Source organism: Nitrospinaceae bacterium (assembly GCA_018669005.1).
Taxonomy (GTDB): domain Bacteria; phylum UBA8248; class UBA8248; order UBA8248; family UBA8248; genus UBA8248.
Window position 1 is genome coordinate 256,119 of record JABJAL010000072.1, and the last position, 17,011, is coordinate 273,129.

The following is a 17,011-nucleotide window of genomic DNA, read 5'->3' on the forward strand; positions in this document are numbered from 1 at the left end:
GATTCGGTTTGTTTCCTTTTCCTATGAGGAGCGCTCTCCGATGGCGAACGAAAAGCTCACCATTCAGACCATCACCGTCTCGCACATTCGTGTGCCGCTACCCAGGCCAGCGGCGGTCTCGACTTTTAAAATACCTGCCGTTGATACCTGCGCGGTAACGTTGAGGACCCGCGAGGGCTTGAGCGGGGTGGGTTGGTGCGCCGCCTTTGGCGCGGAAAAATGCCGTGCCCTGATGGCGATGGTGCGCGATCTGTTCGGGACGCTCATCAACAAGGACGCAAATGACACAGAGGGAAACTGGGCGGCCATGCGGCAGGCGGCCAGTTTTGTTGGCCGCGACGGCATCAGCGCGATGGCGATTGCCGCCCTCGACACAGCGAGCTGGGACATCAAGGCCAAGGCCGCCGGGCTCCCGCTCTGGAAGCTGATTGGCGGCGCGCGCTCCAAGATACCCTGCTACGCCAGCGAGGGATTGTGGATCAACGCCGATATTGAATCTCTGAAGGAGGAGGCCGCCTCTTTTATCGAGCGGGGCCACACCGCCATGAAGCTTCGGGTTGGAAAACCCGATCTTGCCGAGGACATTGCCCGCGTTGCTGCCGTGCGCGAGGTGATAGGAGACGCCACCCTCATGGTGGACGCCAATCAGGGCTGGAGTGTCGAGCAGGCCAAGGAGGCCTGCCGCGAGCTTGCCGCGTTTGATCTCGAATGGGTTGAGGAGCCGGTTGATCACGAAGACGTTCGCGGCTGCGCCCTGGTTGCTGCCGAGACCGACATTCCCATCTGCCAGGGGGAGACGAGCTGGAACGAGCGGGGAATGCGCCACCTGCTCGTCACCGGGGCCTGCGACGTTCTGATGGCCGACCTCCAGCGCTGCTCGGGCCCCACCGGATGGCTAAAAGCCGCCGGGGCCGCCGGGGAGCACGGCACGCCGATCACCTCACATCTATTTCACGAAACCTCGGCGCATTTGATGAGCGCTGTTTCAGGCTCTGTTTGGTGCGAGCACATGCCCTGGTGGGAGCCGATTCTAAAAGAGCCCGCCCCTTTTAAAGATGGCTGCATCCATCTCACCGACAAACCCGGCATCGGCGCCGAATGGGACGAGGAGGCATGCCGGAAATTTGCGCCCACCCCGGGCGGGGATTAAACCCGCGCGAGGCCTTTATCCCCCACAAGTGATTTTAGCTCCTCAATCGACAGGCCCGGCTCTTTCATGTGGAGCATGGCGTGGCAGTTGGGGCACACGAGGGCAAGGTCTAAAAGACGGGTTTTTTCATCGGCCGTAAGACAGGCGGCCGGTTTTGTGTGGTGGAATTCGATGAAACCGCGCCCTAGTTCGCCATAGGCTTCCTCGAAGTTAAAGCGGCAAATCTCACAGCATAAATATCCGTTTTTCTTTTGAAACATTTTTTTCTTCTCGCTCCTCAGCTTTGGATTGTTTTCCCGAGAGCGGTGAATTCTCTCAAAAAGCTTTTTTTTCTCTGTCGATGTATTTTCAGCCTCTTCATCCAGGCTGAACTTTAGGGGGAAAAGCCCCTTCCAGGGTTTGTTCATGTCGTTTGCTCGCTACCTTTAGTCAAAAGGTTTCCGGGCGGAGCGGAACAAAATTCGGGCGGCGTCCTCAAAATTAATTTACATCAGGCTGGCCGGGGCCGCGCAATTTTGTGGGTGCATCTGGCCACGGGAATCGTGTGAACCTGGTCACAGGGCGGTGTGGCACCGAGCCGGTGTGGCGTTTGATGGGAGCGGCACCCCGCATGGTGTGGCGCCGCATGGTGTGGCAACGTGTATGGACGGTTTATTTTAGGAAATTTTTTAAGAAAGGGGGATTTCAATGCCTTTTTACAACGCGCGGGAGATTAAAAAAGCCAGGCTTCAAGACCCCCGGAATCCGGAAGGGAATCCGGGAGAATATCAGCCGTTGGCGGGGGAGTTGATGAAGGCCGGGGTGGTCACTTACCCGAAAGCCACCGGGTCGAAGCCTCACTGGCACGAGAGGGAGGAGCAATACATTTACCTTTTGGAGGGCAGACGGTACATGCGGCTGGGGGATGAGGAAAAAGTGATTGGCCCCGGCGATATCATTCATATACCCAGGAGCACGCTTCACGTTGGGAGAACCCTGACCGAGACGGCGGTGATGTTTGTCGTGAAGTCACCCGCCGAGAACAAGGATCTCGGGGCGGACCATCACTACCCGGACGATATGCAGGAAATCATCGACCACATGGACGCGAAGGCGAAAGAGTTAACCTAGCACCGGAAAAAATGCGCCTCTTTGGAAAGAAATTTCGGGTATTGATTCTATTAAGAAAACGAGCGGCCCGAAAGCCGCCGGGCTAACCAGAGCGAAATCCTCCCCCAACCTCCTAAAACCAGTGGCATTTCCCGAAGGATGAGCCCACATTAAAAGTGTTAAAGGAGATTAACAGAGTTTAAACTCGCTTACATTGGTTGAAGATGATTGATAAACAATCAGATACGGCGGTTGACCAGTCCCGGATAAAGCTCTCGCCCAGCCTCGGGAATTACCTGAAGGCGGTCCACGACTTTCAGGCGGAAAAGGGCTATGCCCGGGTGACGGACATCGCCGGGGCCCTCCAGGTGGCCAAGCCGGCGGTATCGGCGGCCCTCAAGAATCTCGCGCAGCTCGGGCTGATTCACCACCGCGCTTACGAGGGAGTGCGTCTCACCGAGCCGGGCGCTCAAATGGCCCGGGGGATTTCCGGCAAGTTCGCTATCCTTTCCCGGTTCATCACCGAGGTGCTCGGGGTGGACGAGGAGCGGGCCGCTGCCGACGCCGCCCTGATGGAGCACCATGCCAGCGGCGTTACGATGGACCGGCTGGTCGATCTCATCCGGTTTTTCGAGGGCGCGGATCAGAAAAAAGCGCTTGAGGCGTTCCGGGAATACCGGCGGGAATGCGAGAGCGACGAGAGTTGTCCCGAATGCGAATTTTTCTGTGAGTTGAGTACCCAGTCTTCCATTGAATCACAAGAAAAAACAATTCCGATCAATATTCCGGCGGGCTGAGGATCTACCGTCTCCGCCCGGCGATACACCGGGCGGGGGCTTCCCAAGAGGGCGCAAATGAGTTGTTGCGAAGAAGCTGATCAAGCGGTACTCGATTCCGAATCGATACTCCTGATCGGAAATCCCAACGTGGGAAAGAGCGCCCTGTTTCAGGCGCTCACGAATTCGCGGGTTACGATTTCGAACTACCCGGGTACGACCATCTCCCTCAGCAGCGGGCGCATGAACGGGCACGGGGTTACGCTTTTTGACACGCCCGGCGTCTACGGCCTGCTGCCGATTACCGAGGATGAGTTCATCACACGGGACGCCCTGGCCGCCTCGGAAGACGCGCGTCTTGTCCTCGTGCTCGACGCGAAGAATTTGCTGCGCGGCCTGACCATCGCCCTTGAGGTGGCCGAGACTGGCCGCTCGTTCGCCATCGCGCTGAACATGGAGGACGAGGCCCGGAGGATGGGGCTTCAAATCGATCACGAAGCGCTATCCGGCATGCTGGGCGTTCCGGTGGTGCCGACGGTCGCCGTCCGCGGGGAGGGGGTGGAAGACCTCATCCGGGCGATTGACGGAGCGGGGCGCCCGGGCGGAATCGCGAACTATCCCGAGCCTCTGGCCGCCGCTCTCGAGGCCGTCGAAGGGCGGCTGCCCGAAAGTCTCAGGGAAAAAAGATATCTGGCCATCTGCCTTCTGTGCGGCGACGAGGGCGCGCCGGAGATTTTCCGGGTGACGCTTTCCGAGGCCGATCGGGCCGATATCGCGGACCTCCGCGAGCGCGTGTCGAATCAACTGGGCATGCCCCTGCGGGCCGCGTTCATGCGCCACCGCCTCTCCAGGGCCGAGGGCCTGCTTCGGGAGGTGATGACTCGGGGCACCGGGGCGGGCGGGGCCGTTTGGGCGGAGCGCCTTGGCGAGTGGGCCACCCACCCGCTGTGGGGGGGCTTCATTTTTTTCGGCGTTCTTTATGTCCTTTATAAATTCGTCGGCGAATTCGGTGCCGGTTTTTTGGTGGACCTGGTGGAAGTCCGCCTTTTCGAGGAGATGCTGAACCCCGCCCTTGCCCGCTGGGTGGATTTTCTGATTCCCTCTCCCTTCTTGCGCGATATGCTGGTGGGGCAATACGGTCTGTTCACCATGGGCGTGACCTATGCCCTGGCCATCATCCTGCCCCTGGTGGGTACGTTCTTCGTGGCGTTCTCGATTCTGGAGGACTCGGGCTACCTTCCGCGCCTCTCGCTCCTCGCCAACCGGTTTTTCCGGGCGATGGGGATGAACGGCAAGGCGGTTCTTCCGATGGTGCTCGGGCTGGGTTGCGACACCATGGCCACGCTGACGGCGCGCATCATGGAGACAAAAAAGGAGCGCATTCTGGTGACGCTGCTTCTCGCGCTCGGGGTTCCGTGCTCGGCCCAGCTTGGGGTGATTCTGGGAATGCTGGGCGCAAGCTCGGCCGCCTTTGTCTTGATCTGGGTCGGTGTTATCGCGGGGGTGCTTTTTCTGGTCGGCTTCGTGGCGGCGCGGCTCCTTCCCGGCGAGACTTCTGACTTTTTGGTGGAGTTGCCTCCGATTCGGCTGCCTCGCGCCTCGAACGTGGCGATCAAAACGCTGGCGCGGATTGAGTGGTACCTGAAGGAGGCGGTTCCTCTTTTTCTTCTCGGCACCTTCTGCCTGTTTCTTCTGGACAGGTCGGGGCTCCTGGCAGGCGTGCAGGTTCTCGCCGCGCCGGTGGTGGAAAATTTCCTGGGGCTCCCCCGGGAGGCGACCGAGTCGTTTCTGATCGGATTCTTCCGGCGCGACTACGGGGCGGCGGGGCTATTCGCCCTGGCCAAGGCTGGCGCCCTCAACCCCGTGCAGGTATTGGTAAGTCTGGTGACGATCACGCTTTTCATCCCCTGCGTGGCGAATTTTCTCATCATCGTCAAGGAGCGGGGTCTTCGGATGGCGCTGGGGATGGCGGCGTTTATTTTTCCATTCGCCTTTTTGGTCGGGGGGGCGCTGCGATGGTCACTTTACCTCTTCGGGGTGGAATGATGGAGAGAGTGAATCTGTATTCGGAAAACGGGCGGTCGGGGGCCGCAGAGCGGTGCCCCTTGTGCGGCTACCGGTTCGATATGAGCGAAATGCCCGAGCGGGGCTGCCGGATCTGCCCGATGAAGCGGAGCTGCGACGCGCTGATATGCCCGAACTGCGGCTACTGCCAGCCACAGACGACGCGGACGGAGGCGGCTCTCCGCCGCCTGGCCGGGTGGGTGCGGGCGCTCTTTCGCCCGGCGGCGGCGGCCGGGGACCCGAAGCGGGTCCGCTTGCGGGACCTGAAGCGCATGTCGTGGGCCCGTGTTCTGGAGGTAAACGCGAAATCTCCCGACACCGAGGCCCGCCTGGCCGGGATGTGCATCCTCCCGGGGGTGGTGTTTCAGGTCCGCCAGCAGCGGCCGGCCGCCGTGGTGCGCGTGGACGAGACGATGCTGGCCATCGACCGCGCCCTGGCCGAGCGGATTTGGGTGGAGCCGCTCGAGGGGCGGGAGAGCACCGAGAAGATGTGGGCGGCCCCCTCCCAGCCCTAGGCGCGAGCCAATGCCTCTCCCGGCAACCGCGAAGGGGGGGGCGCGAATTTCCTCAAATTTCGAGAATCCCAAAAGTACGGCGGCTAGTTAACCGCGGATTTCCTGTAGCCGGAAAATCAGGGGCCGGATGAAGTTAGCGGATGTACGCATTTCCTGTAGGTGCGGATTGGCTGGGAGGGCGTAAAATTGTTGCGGGGCCGAGTGTCCCCTGGCGGGGGATAGGAGCGGCATGTGGCTGTGATGATCGAGATATTCGCCTTGGGGGGCCTATCTGGCGCTCGCACCCGCCATCCGGAGGACTTCGGTGTACTCAGCGGCCGTGACGGGCTGGACGCTGAGGCGCTGGCCCTTTTGGACGACGAGCATTTTAGCGAGCTTGGGGTTGGCCTTGAGATCGGCGAGTGGAACTATTGTGGGGAGCTTTTTGATGGCGCGCACATCGACCATAAACCAGCGGGGGTTGTCGGGCGAGGATTTGGAGTCGTAATATTTCGATTTCTCGTCGAAGGCGGTGTGGTCCGGATATGCCTCGCGGGCGATTTCGGCGATTCCTACAACGTGGGGTGGCGCAGTGCTCGAGTGGTAAAAGAGTACGCGATCCCCTTTTGTCATCTCCTGCATCGAGTTACGTGCTTGGTAATTGCGGACACCGTCCCAGTGGTCGGTATTCCTGGGTGAATCGAGAAGATCGTTGAATGAGAAAGCGGATGGTTCGCTTTTCATCAGCCAATAGCGGCGCGCCATGAGGAAGGCTCCTATAAAATGGGTTTTATTTCTCCAGAAATTTGCATGTCTGCGAGCTTGAGTGTTCGGTAGATGAAATCGTTGAGTGGTGTAGGGATGCCTATTTCTTTGCCCATTCTAGAGACAGTTCCGCATAGCGCGTCAATTTCGAGGCGGCGGCCCGCTTCAAGATCGTGACAGAGGCTACCTTTGCTGGCCGGATTTTGCTCGTCGAGAAAACGAAATCGGTTTTCAACGACATCTTCCGGCAAATCTACTCCCTGCGCCCTCCCAACTTCATATACCTCACACATGATCTCGTGCATCATCTCATGGGTTTCTGGAGAGGCTACTATTACCCCGAGTGGAGAACGGGTGAGGGCTGTCATGCCGCTGACAGCACAGATGAAGATGAATTTTGTCCAGAGTTCGACTTGAATGTCATCAGATAACTCTGCGTTGATTCCAGCGGATCTCATGGTAGAAAGAATTTCCTCGCCTCTTTTGCTGGGCCCGCCTCCCATCTCTCCAAAGACGATGCGTTTAGGCCCTCCTATCTGTTGGATCAGGCCCGGGGCCCCAAGTGCGGTGAAAATATAAGCAGCTCCGCCCATGACACGATTTTGCCCGTAGGTCTTGGCAAGATGTTCTTCGTTGTCCACGCCATTTTGGAGATTGATGATGACTGTGGTGTCGCCGACCATGGGTGCGATAGCTGGGATGGTCTTTTCGTTTGCGACGGTTTTCACACAGTAAAGTATGATATCACAAGGCCCAGCCTCGTTGGGATTGTCTGTGGCGAAAACTTTTTCGAGCTTGAAGAATTCTGAATCCACAGACTCAATACGAAGTCCATAGCTTCGAATGGCTTCGAGGTGTTTTCCTCGAGCGATGAATCGAATATCTTCTCCGGCACGGGATAGCAAGCCCCCAAAATATCCCCCTACACCGCCGGTTGCCATAATTCCGAATCGCAAGGGCTAATCTCCATTAGTTGTTTATGAAGTAAAGAATGTCTTGGGTTTATTTTTTTGCTGGATGGCGCTATCTAATTAGTTGGTGTCGTTTTTCTCAATTAGATGGGATGTCGTGGCCTCTCTCACTCTCTCTTCCCCGTTACTATTCACGTTAGCATGGGTGTTAGTTAATCCGTTAGTCTGATGCATAACTGGCTCTTCGGAGACATTATCACCCATCTTCAAATTTGTTTCCCCTTTGATAGGAATCACATCGGAGTCTGGACCTTGATTTTCAAAGTCGAGGTTCAGATTAAACTCTTCAGGTTTAGGCAAGTCTGTTAGGCTCTTGAACCCAAAGTGTTCAAGGAATTGTAGTGTGGTGCCATAAACGATTGGTTTGCCGACTACATCTCGGCGCCCGAGAATTCGGATCATTTTACGTTCCAAAAGGGTATTGATTGTGCCGCCACAATCCACCCTTCGAATCTCTTCAACTTCTAACTTCGTTATGGGTTGCTTGTATGCAATTATCGCTAGTGTTTCTAGCCCGGCATTTGATACGCGCCATTTTTTCTCTTGCTTAAAAAAGCGGCGTAACCAATGGGAGAACTCCATTCTGGTACACATGCGGAAGCCTTCTGCCACTTCGGTGATTTGGAGGGTGCGATTCTTGTATTCTTCCTTTAGCTCTGCGAGGAGTTTGCGTACGACTTTAGCATTTATATTTTCAACACCTCTGAAAACCATTGATATGTCACGGGGGCGTAATGTTTCATGTGTGGCGAAGAGTAAGGTTTCGATAATCCTCTTCGCCTCATCGAGATTTACGAGTAGGGGTGTATTTGGGGCACTGCCGGTACCGCCAAATTTTTCGACTTTACTTTCTGAGATATCAATTCTGAACGAAGAGGATTCAACGATTTCGTTGCTGTGTTTTTTTCTTTTTGTTGTGGTTGCGTTGATTTTAAACGTTGGAGATTCGATGCTTCTGTCTATTTGTTCTTCTTTTAATTCGAGTGGGACCATCATTTCTTGATTTTCATCTTCTTCTTTGTCGAGTCCAAAGATGGTATTTTCTGATTCGCCGGAAATCTGGTGTTCTTCAAGTGTGCGGGCGGCTGTTTCTGAAGAAGAAGTGTTGTCACCTTCTAGCTGGAAAACGGATTCCTGTAGTTCTTTGCCTTTTTCGTATCTTAAATTATTCATCGTCTTTTATCGCCTTGTGGACTCTAATTTCTCCATAAATTTCTGATTGGGTTGCAATAATTAGGCTTAGCCGTATTAACTCGAGAATTGCCAGTAATGTAACAACAATAATGAGTCTCTTTGGGCCGTTACCTTTGAATAGATTTTCAAATTCAACTCCTTCAGGCCCGGAATTTTCAAGCATGTCTAGTACATGAGTCTGGCGGTCAGCCACTTCGAGTTCATCGACTTCAACGAGGTGAATGCCTTCCTCTCCAGCCTCTTCAATCATCTTTTGGATGGCGCTGATAAGATCAAAAACGGTCACTTCCAAAGGGGGAGGGTTTTCGAAGTCTTCTGGATTTAGAATGATTCCGTCGCCGTTGCCTCCTCTCGGGAAGATGGCTGACTGTACTTCCTCTGCGTCACGGAAAATTTGGCTTATACCCTTGAATTTTTGATACTCAAGCAATTGACGTTGGAGTTCTAGTCGAAGAGCTTCAGGGTCCTCTTCGCTTTCCTCCGCACCTCCTTGCTGGGGGAGTAATGTACGACTTTTGATATAAACGAGCCAGGAGGCCATTACGAGATAATCTGAGGCGATGTTAATGTTCAGGAGCTTCATCATTTCGATGTGTCTTAGGTACTGCTCGGTGATGAATGCGATAGGAATGTCGTATATATCTAATTTATGTTCGCGGATGAGATGTAACAGAAGTTCTAGTGGCCCTTCAAATACGTCTAGTTTGATGCTGAATTGATCGTTGACGTTTTTTTGTGTGTGAGGGGGCTGAAATTCTTCTTTTAATTTATCAAGATTCTGAGGTTCCAAAGCGGTGACTTGGGGAGGTGAGACGATCTCCCAAGAATAGGGTGAACCCGCAGAGCGGTCGCTCCCTAGATTCAAATCTTTAAGATTCATTGTTTCGATAAGGTCGTTGTTAGGTTCTGAGGCAGATAAACTCTTCTCAGATTCTGACATGTTTGAGTGCTCTGGCTTAGCTGACGCCATGGGGAAGGTCCCCTGTAAGGCGAATGGTGGGCGGAACAGTGATTCTTAATTCATTTAACTATCAGGGTGTAGGTACCCTTCATTTCCCCCAATACAACTTGGTACCGTAAAAAATACCACAACGCTTGTCAATAGAAAGGATTGCAAGAGGGGCAAAAGTAGATTCGTTTAAAATGTTGGATGTGTGGTTATAGGGAGTGATAAATTTGATTGTAAAGGAGGGGTTGATTGGGGGGGGGTGAATGTGGCGAAAATTATTGAAAGGCATAAGAAAAAAGGCCGACTGTATGGTCGTGTTTTGGCGCATCAGATTAAGGATGGTGATAGGGTTTACATGAGGTGGTGTTTGCCTTATCTCCATGAAAAAGCCCAGGCCGTTCGGAGCCAGACAGAGTTATTTGACCTTTCCTCTCGAGGAGGGCTTGATTTTGTGTTTTTAAGTGGCGCTCAGATTGACACCCATAGTGATGTCAATCGGTTGTTTATCGGTGATCCAGCGAATCTCGAAGTTCGTTTTCTTGGCGGGGCAGGTGGTTGCCGCTATTTTACCGACAGCGAAGCGGGTGGTTCTCTGTCGGCCTGTTCACGATTAAAGAATTTTTCCTGAATGTAGTGAATATATAATGACTTCTGGTCGTGTGGATAGGGTGGTCATTCCAATTTACATCTTCAAAAATGGTAATGATGAGCACCTCTGTCCAGAGTTGCTGCACGCAGATGTGACATCTAAAATGGTTCAGAATGCTACGGGATTTCATGTTGAAGTTTTAAATGTAATGCTCGAAACGGTTGATCTATCATATGAAGAGCCTTTGGCTTTGGAATCGGTAGATCATTGCGGAGTCCATTTCGGTGAATTTTTTTAGTCTTATTCCCTCTGGATTAGTGAATGGTAGAATTTCAGTTTGATGTAGTTGGAGTCGGTCTCAACTCGGTAGATCTCTTGTGCCAAGTTAAGCATTTTCCAGTATTTAACACAAAAGGTTCTCTGGATGATATAAGCCGTCAGGGTGGCGGACAGGTGGCGACGGCTTTGGCCGCTTTGTCTCGTCTTGAAATGAAAACAGCATTTATTGGTGTTGTAGGTGATGATGAGAATGGTGTTTTTTCGATATCCTCTCTTAAAGCGGATGGTGTTAATGTCGAGGGCGTGGTTGTGCGGCCTGATTTCGCAACTCAATTTGCAATCATCATTGTTCAATCCGACGGTGACGATGAAGAAAGAGGAGGACGAACGATTCTATGGCATCGTGAGGTTATTCTTCGGCCTGAGGATGTCAGAGAGGATATCGTGAAGTCAGCTCGGATGATTCACGTTGACGGCCACTCTCTTGAGGCAGAAATAAAAGTTGCTAAGTGGGCCCAGGAAGAGGGGATTCTTGTTTCATTTGACGCAGAGCGTGTTGTGCCGGGAGTTGAAAAATTGATTTCGCTAACGGATTATCTGGTTGCGTCCGAGGGTTTTCCGTCGGAATTCTCTGGGAGTGCAAATGTGAAAGAGGGGCTGAAGAAAATTTGTTCTCTGGGGCCACGTGTAGCTGCCATGACAAAAGGTCCCCGGGGTGTCGTCGCTTTTGATGGAGAGCGATTTTACAATTCACCTGGATTTCCAATTAATGTGGTTGATACCACTGGGGCTGGTGATGTGTTTCATGCTGGGTTTATCTATGGGGTTTTACAAGGATTTGAACTGTCTCGAACTCTGCGGTTTGCTAATGCTCTTGCGGCTCTGAGTTGCAGAGAACTAGGTGGTCGTGCTGGTCTTTGTTGTCTTGAGGAAGTGGATAGCTTTATTGCGAAATTTCCTGATTTGGAGGCTTAATGAGTAGGTTTCTTAATGATATAGAGATGGTCTGGCTTCGCAAGATTTTTTTCGTATTTTTACTTACATTGCTGGGTGCCGGAGCAGGTGCCTGTAATTCGGGTTTGCCAGAAAATTCAGTTTCTGGTGCCATTCTATTGTCTCCTGGGCTTCCTGCTAAGGCCGCTAGAACGGGGACGCTTTTTATTGTGCTTGCTCCGGTTGGCGGCGGTCCTCCGCTTGCTGTTCAGCGACTGGTCCGAGTGAAGTTTCCTTATAAATACATCCTCACGAAAGACGATCTGATGTTTAAGGGCGGGCCCTTCACTGGACAGGTCAAAGTACGCGCCCGGCTCGATTCGGATGGAGTTGTCGGGCGGCTAGTAAGGGGTGACTACGAAGGAAGAAATGAAACACCTGTTTCGATTGGTGCTAGAGGAGTTGACGTTGTTATCAATAAGGCTGGAACTGCACCCCCTCCTCGCAAGGTGTCAAAAAAGACGGTGCCCATGCGACCGATTGCTCCGATGTCGTCCGCTGGCAAACAATCTTCCGCTTCTAGTTTGGGCGATGGTCCCACGATAAGTGGGACCATCAAAATTGCGCCTTCCCTAGTTCAAAAGGCCGAGGGAATTCCCGTTCTGTTCATCATTGCCCGCACGGAGCGACCCGGCCCGCCGCTTGCGGTGGTGAAGGTGGCACGTCCGCGCTTTCCGTTCCCCTTCACCATCTCCGGGCGCAACGTCATGATGCAGGGTCTACGCTTTGAGGGCAGGGTACGCATCACGGCCCGCTTAGATGCCGATGGCAACGCCGGTGCGCCCAAGCCAGGCGACATGGAAGGGAAGACTCCCTCCTTGGTCACGGTGGGCGACAGCAAGGTTGTCATCACGGTGGACAAGGCCTACTAGGCGAATATCTCGATCACAGCAACATGCCGCTCATAGCCTAGGTGTGAGCTTGACGGCCCTAATATATGTGTATATACATATATGGCTCTTGCTAAAACCCAGTTTATTTTACCCAGTACCCAGTAGATGGGAATTCCACAAGGCCCGCTAATGCGAATCGCCTCGGGGCGTGTCGCCGGGGAAGCCCAAAGGGGCCCCTCAAAGGGACGCAAGAGGAGCCGCCCAGAAATTTTACCGGGAGTTTAATAGGTCGGAGTGTGCATTGTTACGGGCCCATTTGTTCATGAAAGAGTGCACAGGCCGATAGGCACGCCCCCTTTTAAAAAAAAAGGATCCCCCGATGGCAGACACGCTCAACGCCCGCGAAATCAGGCTCCGTGATGCCGCCGCAGCAGGTTGCTATTCCAATGCCCTTCGCCGCGCCGCCCGCGCCGCTGGAAGTATGTACGACGATGCCCTGCGCCCCGCCGGGCTCCGCGGCACCCAGTTTACCCTCCTCGCCGCGCTCTCGAAAATGGGTGAGCCCACCTTGGGTGAGCCCATCCTGGGTGATACCCCCATGGGCGGTGGCACCGCTAGTGGTACCCCAATGGGGCCGCTCGGCGAAGCCCTCGCCCTCGACCGCACCACCCTCACGCGAAACCTCGCTCCCCTTGAGCGCCGGGGCCTCATCGCCTCCGCACCCGGCCCCGACCGGCGCACCCGCATTGTCAGGCTCACCCCAGAGGGCGCCCAAGCCCTCGCCCAGGCGCTTCCCCTCTGGGAGGGGGCCCAATTAAAACTAGCCGCCGCCCTCGGGTTTGAAACCGCTGGCCGTATTCGCGCAGATCTGTCGAAAACACTCGCCGCTGCCCGTGCGGGCTGAACATAAGCCGCATTTTTTTTAATCCATAAGGTGTGTATACATATAAATAAAAGGAGATGAACATGAATAACTTTCAAATTCTCATCCCAGCGCAGGAGGGTTGACCCTAATCAGTATTTTTTTAACCTGTTAAGTGTATATACACTGAAGCGAAAACTCTTCCCCGCCGCCTAATTTTTACGGTGGCGCGGTTTTCACAGGCAATTCAAGACAAAAGGAGATTTTAAAAGATGGACACCATGACAATTTTCGGCCTGCAATTCGCTTTAAGCCTCCTCGCCTGGGGCGCGGCGGCCCGGTGGCTCGCAGTCTCTCATCTTGAAAAATTATCCGCTCATGAGGCGCTCTCGTGGCTCATTCTGCCGCACACTTTCCGGCACTTAGGATTAGTCTTCCTCGTCCCCGGCGTCGTGGCGCGGCCGCTCCCCGAAGCATTTGCCAATCCCGCCGCCTATGGCGATCTCCTGGCGGGCCTCCTCGCGCTCGCCGCCTTTGCCGCCCTCCGCAGCGGCAAATCCTTCGCGCGCCCCCTCGCCTGGCTTTTCAACATCGTCGGGACAATGGACCTGCTCTATGCCGTCACCATTGGCACCCTCAACAACGCCGCCCCCGCCATGGGCGCCACATGGTACATCCCCACTTTTGTCGTGCCCTTGCTGCTCATCACGCATGGAATGATTTTTGTCAGGTTGGTGAGGGGGGAGGGGTGATATGGTCGACTAATGGACTGGATAATTTCGTGCAAATCGTGAATACTTTCTATGTATTCACTCACTAAATTTTCCGCCCGATATGGCCGATATGACATCAAAAGAGTGATTTGCGCTGAAGATGGATTTTCGCTATAATTTCGTCTATCAGTATTTCCTTTAATGTCGAGTAGTGTCAGGAGAGTAAATTCGTGGGGCGTCCAATCGGAATTGATCTTTTTGCTGGGGCAGGAGGCTTAAGCCTAGGTTTCGAGCAGGCGGGGTTTAAAATTGCCGCTGCTGTCGATATTGACCCAATTCATTGTGCAGCACATGAGTACAATTTCCCCAATTGTAAAACTATTTGCAAAGATGTCGCTGAATTGACGGGAGAAGAAATTCGAAAAATTTCTGGTGTCAAAGAAAAAAAAATAGATGTAGTTTTCGGAGGAGCGCCTTGTCAGGGTTTTTCGCTGATTGGTAAAAGAGCATTAAACGACCCGCGTAATCGTCTCGTTAATCATTTTGTTCGATTGGTACTTGAGCTAGCCCCTTCTTATTTTCTATTTGAGAATGTCAAAGGATTAACAATCGGCAAGCATCGCCAATTTCTCGAAGAAATAATTTCAACGTTCGAAAAAAATGGTTATTCGGTTGAGGGTAATTATCGTGTGTTAAATGCATCTAATTACGGAGTGCCGCAGAAGAGAGAACGGTTATTTCTATTCGGGTGTAGAAAAAATCTTAAAATTCCTATATATCCAAAAAAATTGAGCGAAATTTCAATCTCCGATGCGTTGGCAGATTTGCCAGAAGTTGAAAAATTTACAGAACTGCTTGATAGGGATTGGGTGGAGACAATTCTTGGAAGTCCATCAAAATATGCTGAAAAATTACGAGAAGCTGAATTTGCTTCTTGTAATTATGGATACAGTCGAAAATATAATCCCAATCTACTAACATCAAGCGCAAGAACAACTCATACGCCACTTTCTCGAAAACGATTTGCCGAAACGCCACACGGAAAAACAGAACCAGTTAGTAGATTTTTCAAATTAGATCCGCAGGGTGTTTGTAATACCTTGCGGGCTGGGACGGCAAGTGATCGGGGAGCTTTCACTTCTCCAAGACCTATCCATCCCTTTACTCCTCGATGTATTACAGTTCGCGAGGCAGCCCGAATACACAGCTACCCTGATTGGTTTCGATTTCATGTCACCAAGTGGCATGGGTTTAGGCAGATTGGAAATTCGGTCCCACCTCTTTTGGCCCAAGCGGTCGCTATGGAAATTTTGAGGGCTCTTGAAAAAAAACCTTCAAAGCCCAAAAAAATTTTAAGGTTAGGCGATTCATTGTTGCTTAATTTGTCAATGTCGCAAGCGGCTTATTATTATGGCGTGTCTCCAAATGTGATTCCAAAACGTACCAGATCGGCCCGTCCAAAGGTGATTTGTGCCTAAAAAGCGAACTGGTCTTTATGATGTGATAATAGAGCAAATTTTCAAGAATCATTTCACGGCGGGTATTTCTTCATTCGATTTTGATAGGGACGAAATTGAAAAAGTTGCAGAGAAAATTGAAGCAAACCTTCCAAAAAATGTAGGCGATGTGGTTTATTCCTTTCGTTACCGTAGGGCACTTCCTAAATCTATTCAAGATACTGCATCGAATGATAATGAATGGGTCATCGAAGGAGCAGATAGAGCCAAATATACATTTAAATTGGTGAAAATTAATCGAATTGTACCCAACCAAAATTTAATTGCTATAAAAATTCCAGATGCAACTCCAGAAATAATTTCATCTTATGCGCTGTCAGATGAGCAAGCCCTGTTGGCAAAGGTCAGATACAATAGATTAGTAGATATATTTTTGGGGCTAACAACATATTCTTTGCAGAATCATCTGAGAACTACTGTTAAAAGAGTTCAAATCGAGATAGACGAAATTTATGTCGGCATAGATCGAGAAGGATGCCACTACATAATACCTATTCAAGCGAAGGGAGGAAAAGATCAACTTTCAGTGGTTCAAACAAAACAGGATATATCTTGTTGTACCGATAAGTTTCCAAATTTAATTTGCCGAGCACTATCAAGTCAATTTATGACAGAAAATCTTATTGCTATTTTCGAATTGACTGTGCAGGATGATCAGATAAGAATTGTTGATGAAAAACATTATCGATTAGTCCCTTCGGAGCAAATATCTTCAGAAGATATGAAAGCATACAGGTCACACACTTCAGGGTAAATATTTTTTCAACCAAGACCCCCATCTCACTTCCCCCATATGACCAAGAACACCCTAACAACCGAAATCATCTCCCCCCAGACAACGCGGGGCGACTAAGAATTCATGAAGAATCAATAATTTTGAAAGAGCGCAGGACTCATTTAAAAGCCCGCCCCGTCTTCAGGCTTGGGCCAGAACGAAATGGCGCAGTTTCTCGATGGCGTCTTTTGAGGCCTCTGTGTCCGGCTCGGTGAGGATGAACATGTGGGGCTGGCCCTCGTATTTGTGGAGGTCGATCGAGCCGCCGGCTGCGCGATAGCGCTCGGCGAAGATATCGGCGCGGGTATGCTCGACATTGGCGTCCTCGGTGCCCTGGATGATTATCATTGGCGGCATGTGGGTCGCCTCGCCGCGATCAAGGACCATAAAAGGGTTGCCGGTTTCCATGTCCTCATCCGTGGGAAAATAGGCCTTGGTGGCGGCTATCAGCCGCTCATTGCCCACTTTTTGTGCCATCTGGTAGCGCGCCAGCGGATCGAGTATCGACCAGCACGCGATAAAAAAAGCAATGCTGGCATCCACATCAGCCAGGGAGGGGTCTGGTGCCATGTAGCGCGCATCATCAGGCGTGAGCGCCACCAGCCCCATCTGATTCCCGCCGCTTGATGCGCCCATCGCGCCGATGATGCTTGGCGCCACCCCGAGTGCGCTGGCGTTCGCTTTGAACCAGCGCACGCCGTAATTGATGTCAATCACCGGTGCCGGGAATTGCGTCTCGCCCGATAAGCGAAAATCCAGCGCGAACACGCCGATGCCGTTTTTTGCGAAATCCTGATGGATGACCTCGTTGCTAAGACGGCTGCCTCTGCCCCAGGCCCCGCCATGCGCATCTATCACGAATGGGGCTGGTCCCTCGGGATGAGGCCGATACAGCCGGGCTTTCAACTCGGTGCCCTCGATAGTCCGGTAGGGAATGTCCTCGACGACCGGGTTTGTCACGTTATTTCCTTTTCATGGCATTTGGTTGTTTTCATGGG

19 protein-coding genes are annotated in these 17,011 nt (G+C 52.4%); 13 read left to right on the forward strand and 6 right to left on the reverse strand.

Annotation, left to right across the window (positions count from 1 at the left end; genetic code table 11):
• Window positions 1–40 precede the first annotated feature (40 nt).
• Window positions 41–1,150, forward strand: a complete 1,110-nt coding sequence (locus HOJ95_10875) for a mandelate racemase/muconate lactonizing enzyme family protein (protein MBT6395201.1) — start codon at window positions 41–43, stop codon at window positions 1,148–1,150.
• Here the strand turns inward: HOJ95_10875 and HOJ95_10880 are convergent.
• Window positions 1,147–1,557 carry a hypothetical protein gene (locus HOJ95_10880; GenBank protein MBT6395202.1) on the reverse strand — a complete coding sequence of 137 codons (411 nt, stop codon included), beginning with the start codon at window positions 1,555–1,557 and terminating at the stop codon, window positions 1,147–1,149. The genes HOJ95_10875 and HOJ95_10880 overlap by 4 nt on opposite strands.
• Window positions 1,558–1,837: 280 nt before the next feature.
• On the opposite strand from HOJ95_10880, the gene HOJ95_10885 reads away from it, so the two are divergent.
• From HOJ95_10885 to HOJ95_10900, 4 genes are all read left to right on the forward strand, one after another.
• Complete coding sequence (locus HOJ95_10885; GenBank protein ID MBT6395203.1) at window positions 1,838–2,260, forward strand: cupin domain-containing protein; 423 nt, start codon at window positions 1,838–1,840, stop codon at window positions 2,258–2,260.
• 203 nt (window positions 2,261–2,463) lie between these two features.
• Window positions 2,464–3,036, forward strand: coding sequence for a metal-dependent transcriptional regulator (locus HOJ95_10890; protein MBT6395204.1), 573 nt, complete (start codon window positions 2,464–2,466; stop codon window positions 3,034–3,036).
• A gap of 57 nt (window positions 3,037–3,093) precedes the next feature.
• A complete protein-coding gene (gene feoB / locus HOJ95_10895) occupies window positions 3,094–5,061 on the forward strand; it encodes a ferrous iron transport protein B (GenBank protein ID MBT6395205.1) in 1,968 nt (655 codons plus the stop codon).
• The gene (locus HOJ95_10900) at window positions 5,058–5,594 is read left to right on the forward strand and encodes a ferrous iron transport protein A (GenBank protein ID MBT6395206.1); all 537 of its coding nucleotides are present in this window, start codon (window positions 5,058–5,060) and stop codon (window positions 5,592–5,594) included. The genes feoB and HOJ95_10900 overlap by 4 nt, the downstream gene beginning before the upstream one ends.
• A gap of 267 nt (window positions 5,595–5,861) precedes the next feature.
• Here HOJ95_10900 and HOJ95_10905 read toward each other — a convergent pair whose 3' ends face one another.
• The 4 genes from HOJ95_10905 to HOJ95_10920 all read right to left on the reverse strand — a co-directional run bounded on the left by HOJ95_10905 (window position 5,862) and on the right by HOJ95_10920 (window position 9,473).
• Window positions 5,862–6,338: an EVE domain-containing protein gene (locus tag HOJ95_10905; GenBank protein ID MBT6395207.1), complete on the reverse strand. Its 477-nt coding sequence runs from the start codon at window positions 6,336–6,338 to the stop codon at window positions 5,862–5,864.
• Between the two features lie 11 nt (window positions 6,339–6,349).
• On the reverse strand, window positions 6,350–7,294 hold the full coding sequence (locus tag HOJ95_10910) for a 2-dehydropantoate 2-reductase (GenBank protein MBT6395208.1): 945 nt from the start codon (window positions 7,292–7,294) through the stop codon (window positions 6,350–6,352).
• 75 nt (window positions 7,295–7,369) lie between these two features.
• Entirely contained in the window at window positions 7,370–8,482 is a 1,113-nt protein-coding gene (gene scpB, locus HOJ95_10915; GenBank protein MBT6395209.1) for an SMC-Scp complex subunit ScpB, read from the reverse strand.
• Window positions 8,475–9,473: a segregation/condensation protein A gene (locus HOJ95_10920; GenBank protein MBT6395210.1), complete on the reverse strand. Its 999-nt coding sequence runs from the start codon at window positions 9,471–9,473 to the stop codon at window positions 8,475–8,477. The genes scpB and HOJ95_10920 overlap by 8 nt, the downstream gene beginning before the upstream one ends.
• Before the next feature lie 244 nt (window positions 9,474–9,717).
• Here HOJ95_10920 and HOJ95_10925 point away from each other — a divergent pair, with 244 nt between their 5' ends.
• From HOJ95_10925 to HOJ95_10960, 8 genes are all read left to right on the forward strand, one after another.
• The gene (locus HOJ95_10925) at window positions 9,718–10,080 is read left to right on the forward strand and encodes a hypothetical protein (GenBank protein ID MBT6395211.1); all 363 of its coding nucleotides are present in this window, start codon (window positions 9,718–9,720) and stop codon (window positions 10,078–10,080) included.
• Window positions 10,081–10,096: 16 nt separating this feature from the next.
• Window positions 10,097–10,339, forward strand: a complete 243-nt coding sequence (locus HOJ95_10930; protein ID MBT6395212.1) for a hypothetical protein — start codon at window positions 10,097–10,099, stop codon at window positions 10,337–10,339.
• Between the two features lie 23 nt (window positions 10,340–10,362).
• Window positions 10,363–11,295 (forward strand): ribokinase, encoded by a 933-nt coding sequence (locus tag HOJ95_10935; protein ID MBT6395213.1) that lies wholly within the window; start codon window positions 10,363–10,365, stop codon window positions 11,293–11,295.
• Complete coding sequence (locus HOJ95_10940) at window positions 11,295–12,185, forward strand: hypothetical protein (protein MBT6395214.1); 891 nt, start codon at window positions 11,295–11,297, stop codon at window positions 12,183–12,185. The genes HOJ95_10935 and HOJ95_10940 overlap by 1 nt, the downstream gene beginning before the upstream one ends.
• A gap of 340 nt (window positions 12,186–12,525) precedes the next feature.
• Entirely contained in the window at window positions 12,526–13,050 is a 525-nt protein-coding gene (locus tag HOJ95_10945) for a winged helix-turn-helix transcriptional regulator (GenBank protein MBT6395215.1), read from the forward strand.
• Window positions 13,051–13,280: 230 nt separating this feature from the next.
• Entirely contained in the window at window positions 13,281–13,760 is a 480-nt protein-coding gene (locus HOJ95_10950) for a hypothetical protein (GenBank protein MBT6395216.1), read from the forward strand.
• Between the two features lie 191 nt (window positions 13,761–13,951).
• The gene (locus HOJ95_10955) at window positions 13,952–15,199 is read left to right on the forward strand and encodes a DNA cytosine methyltransferase (GenBank protein MBT6395217.1); all 1,248 of its coding nucleotides are present in this window, start codon (window positions 13,952–13,954) and stop codon (window positions 15,197–15,199) included.
• A complete protein-coding gene (locus tag HOJ95_10960; protein ID MBT6395218.1) occupies window positions 15,192–15,992 on the forward strand; it encodes an endonuclease in 801 nt (266 codons plus the stop codon). The genes HOJ95_10955 and HOJ95_10960 overlap by 8 nt, the downstream gene beginning before the upstream one ends.
• A 162-nt stretch (window positions 15,993–16,154) precedes the next feature.
• Here the strand turns inward: HOJ95_10960 and HOJ95_10965 are convergent, their stop codons facing one another.
• Window positions 16,155–16,973, reverse strand: a complete 819-nt coding sequence (locus tag HOJ95_10965; protein ID MBT6395219.1) for an alpha/beta hydrolase — start codon at window positions 16,971–16,973, stop codon at window positions 16,155–16,157.
• Window positions 16,974–17,011: the final 38 nt, after the last annotated feature.

What these genes read in the sequence shown, in the direction of transcription:
- HOJ95_10875 (MBT6395201.1), top strand. Translation starts at nt 41, where the DNA reads ATGGCGAACGAAAAGCTCACCATTCAGACCATCACCGTCTCGCACATT.
- HOJ95_10880 (MBT6395202.1), bottom strand. Translation starts at nt 1,557, where the DNA reads ATGAACAAACCCTGGAAGGGGCTTTTCCCCCTAAAGTTCAGCCTGGAT.
- HOJ95_10885 (MBT6395203.1), top strand. Translation starts at nt 1,838, where the DNA reads ATGCCTTTTTACAACGCGCGGGAGATTAAAAAAGCCAGGCTTCAAGAC.
- HOJ95_10890 (MBT6395204.1), top strand. Translation starts at nt 2,464, where the DNA reads ATGATTGATAAACAATCAGATACGGCGGTTGACCAGTCCCGGATAAAG.
- feoB (MBT6395205.1), top strand. Translation starts at nt 3,094, where the DNA reads ATGAGTTGTTGCGAAGAAGCTGATCAAGCGGTACTCGATTCCGAATCG.
- HOJ95_10900 (MBT6395206.1), top strand. Translation starts at nt 5,058, where the DNA reads ATGATGGAGAGAGTGAATCTGTATTCGGAAAACGGGCGGTCGGGGGCC.
- HOJ95_10905 (MBT6395207.1), bottom strand. Translation starts at nt 6,338, where the DNA reads ATGGCGCGCCGCTATTGGCTGATGAAAAGCGAACCATCCGCTTTCTCA.
- scpB (MBT6395209.1), bottom strand. Translation starts at nt 8,482, where the DNA reads ATGAATAATTTAAGATACGAAAAAGGCAAAGAACTACAGGAATCCGTT.
- HOJ95_10920 (MBT6395210.1), bottom strand. Translation starts at nt 9,473, where the DNA reads ATGGCGTCAGCTAAGCCAGAGCACTCAAACATGTCAGAATCTGAGAAG.
- HOJ95_10930 (MBT6395212.1), top strand. Translation starts at nt 10,097, where the DNA reads ATGACTTCTGGTCGTGTGGATAGGGTGGTCATTCCAATTTACATCTTC.
- HOJ95_10935 (MBT6395213.1), top strand. Translation starts at nt 10,363, where the DNA reads ATGGTAGAATTTCAGTTTGATGTAGTTGGAGTCGGTCTCAACTCGGTA.
- HOJ95_10940 (MBT6395214.1), top strand. Translation starts at nt 11,295, where the DNA reads ATGAGTAGGTTTCTTAATGATATAGAGATGGTCTGGCTTCGCAAGATT.
- HOJ95_10945 (MBT6395215.1), top strand. Translation starts at nt 12,526, where the DNA reads ATGGCAGACACGCTCAACGCCCGCGAAATCAGGCTCCGTGATGCCGCC.
- HOJ95_10950 (MBT6395216.1), top strand. Translation starts at nt 13,281, where the DNA reads ATGGACACCATGACAATTTTCGGCCTGCAATTCGCTTTAAGCCTCCTC.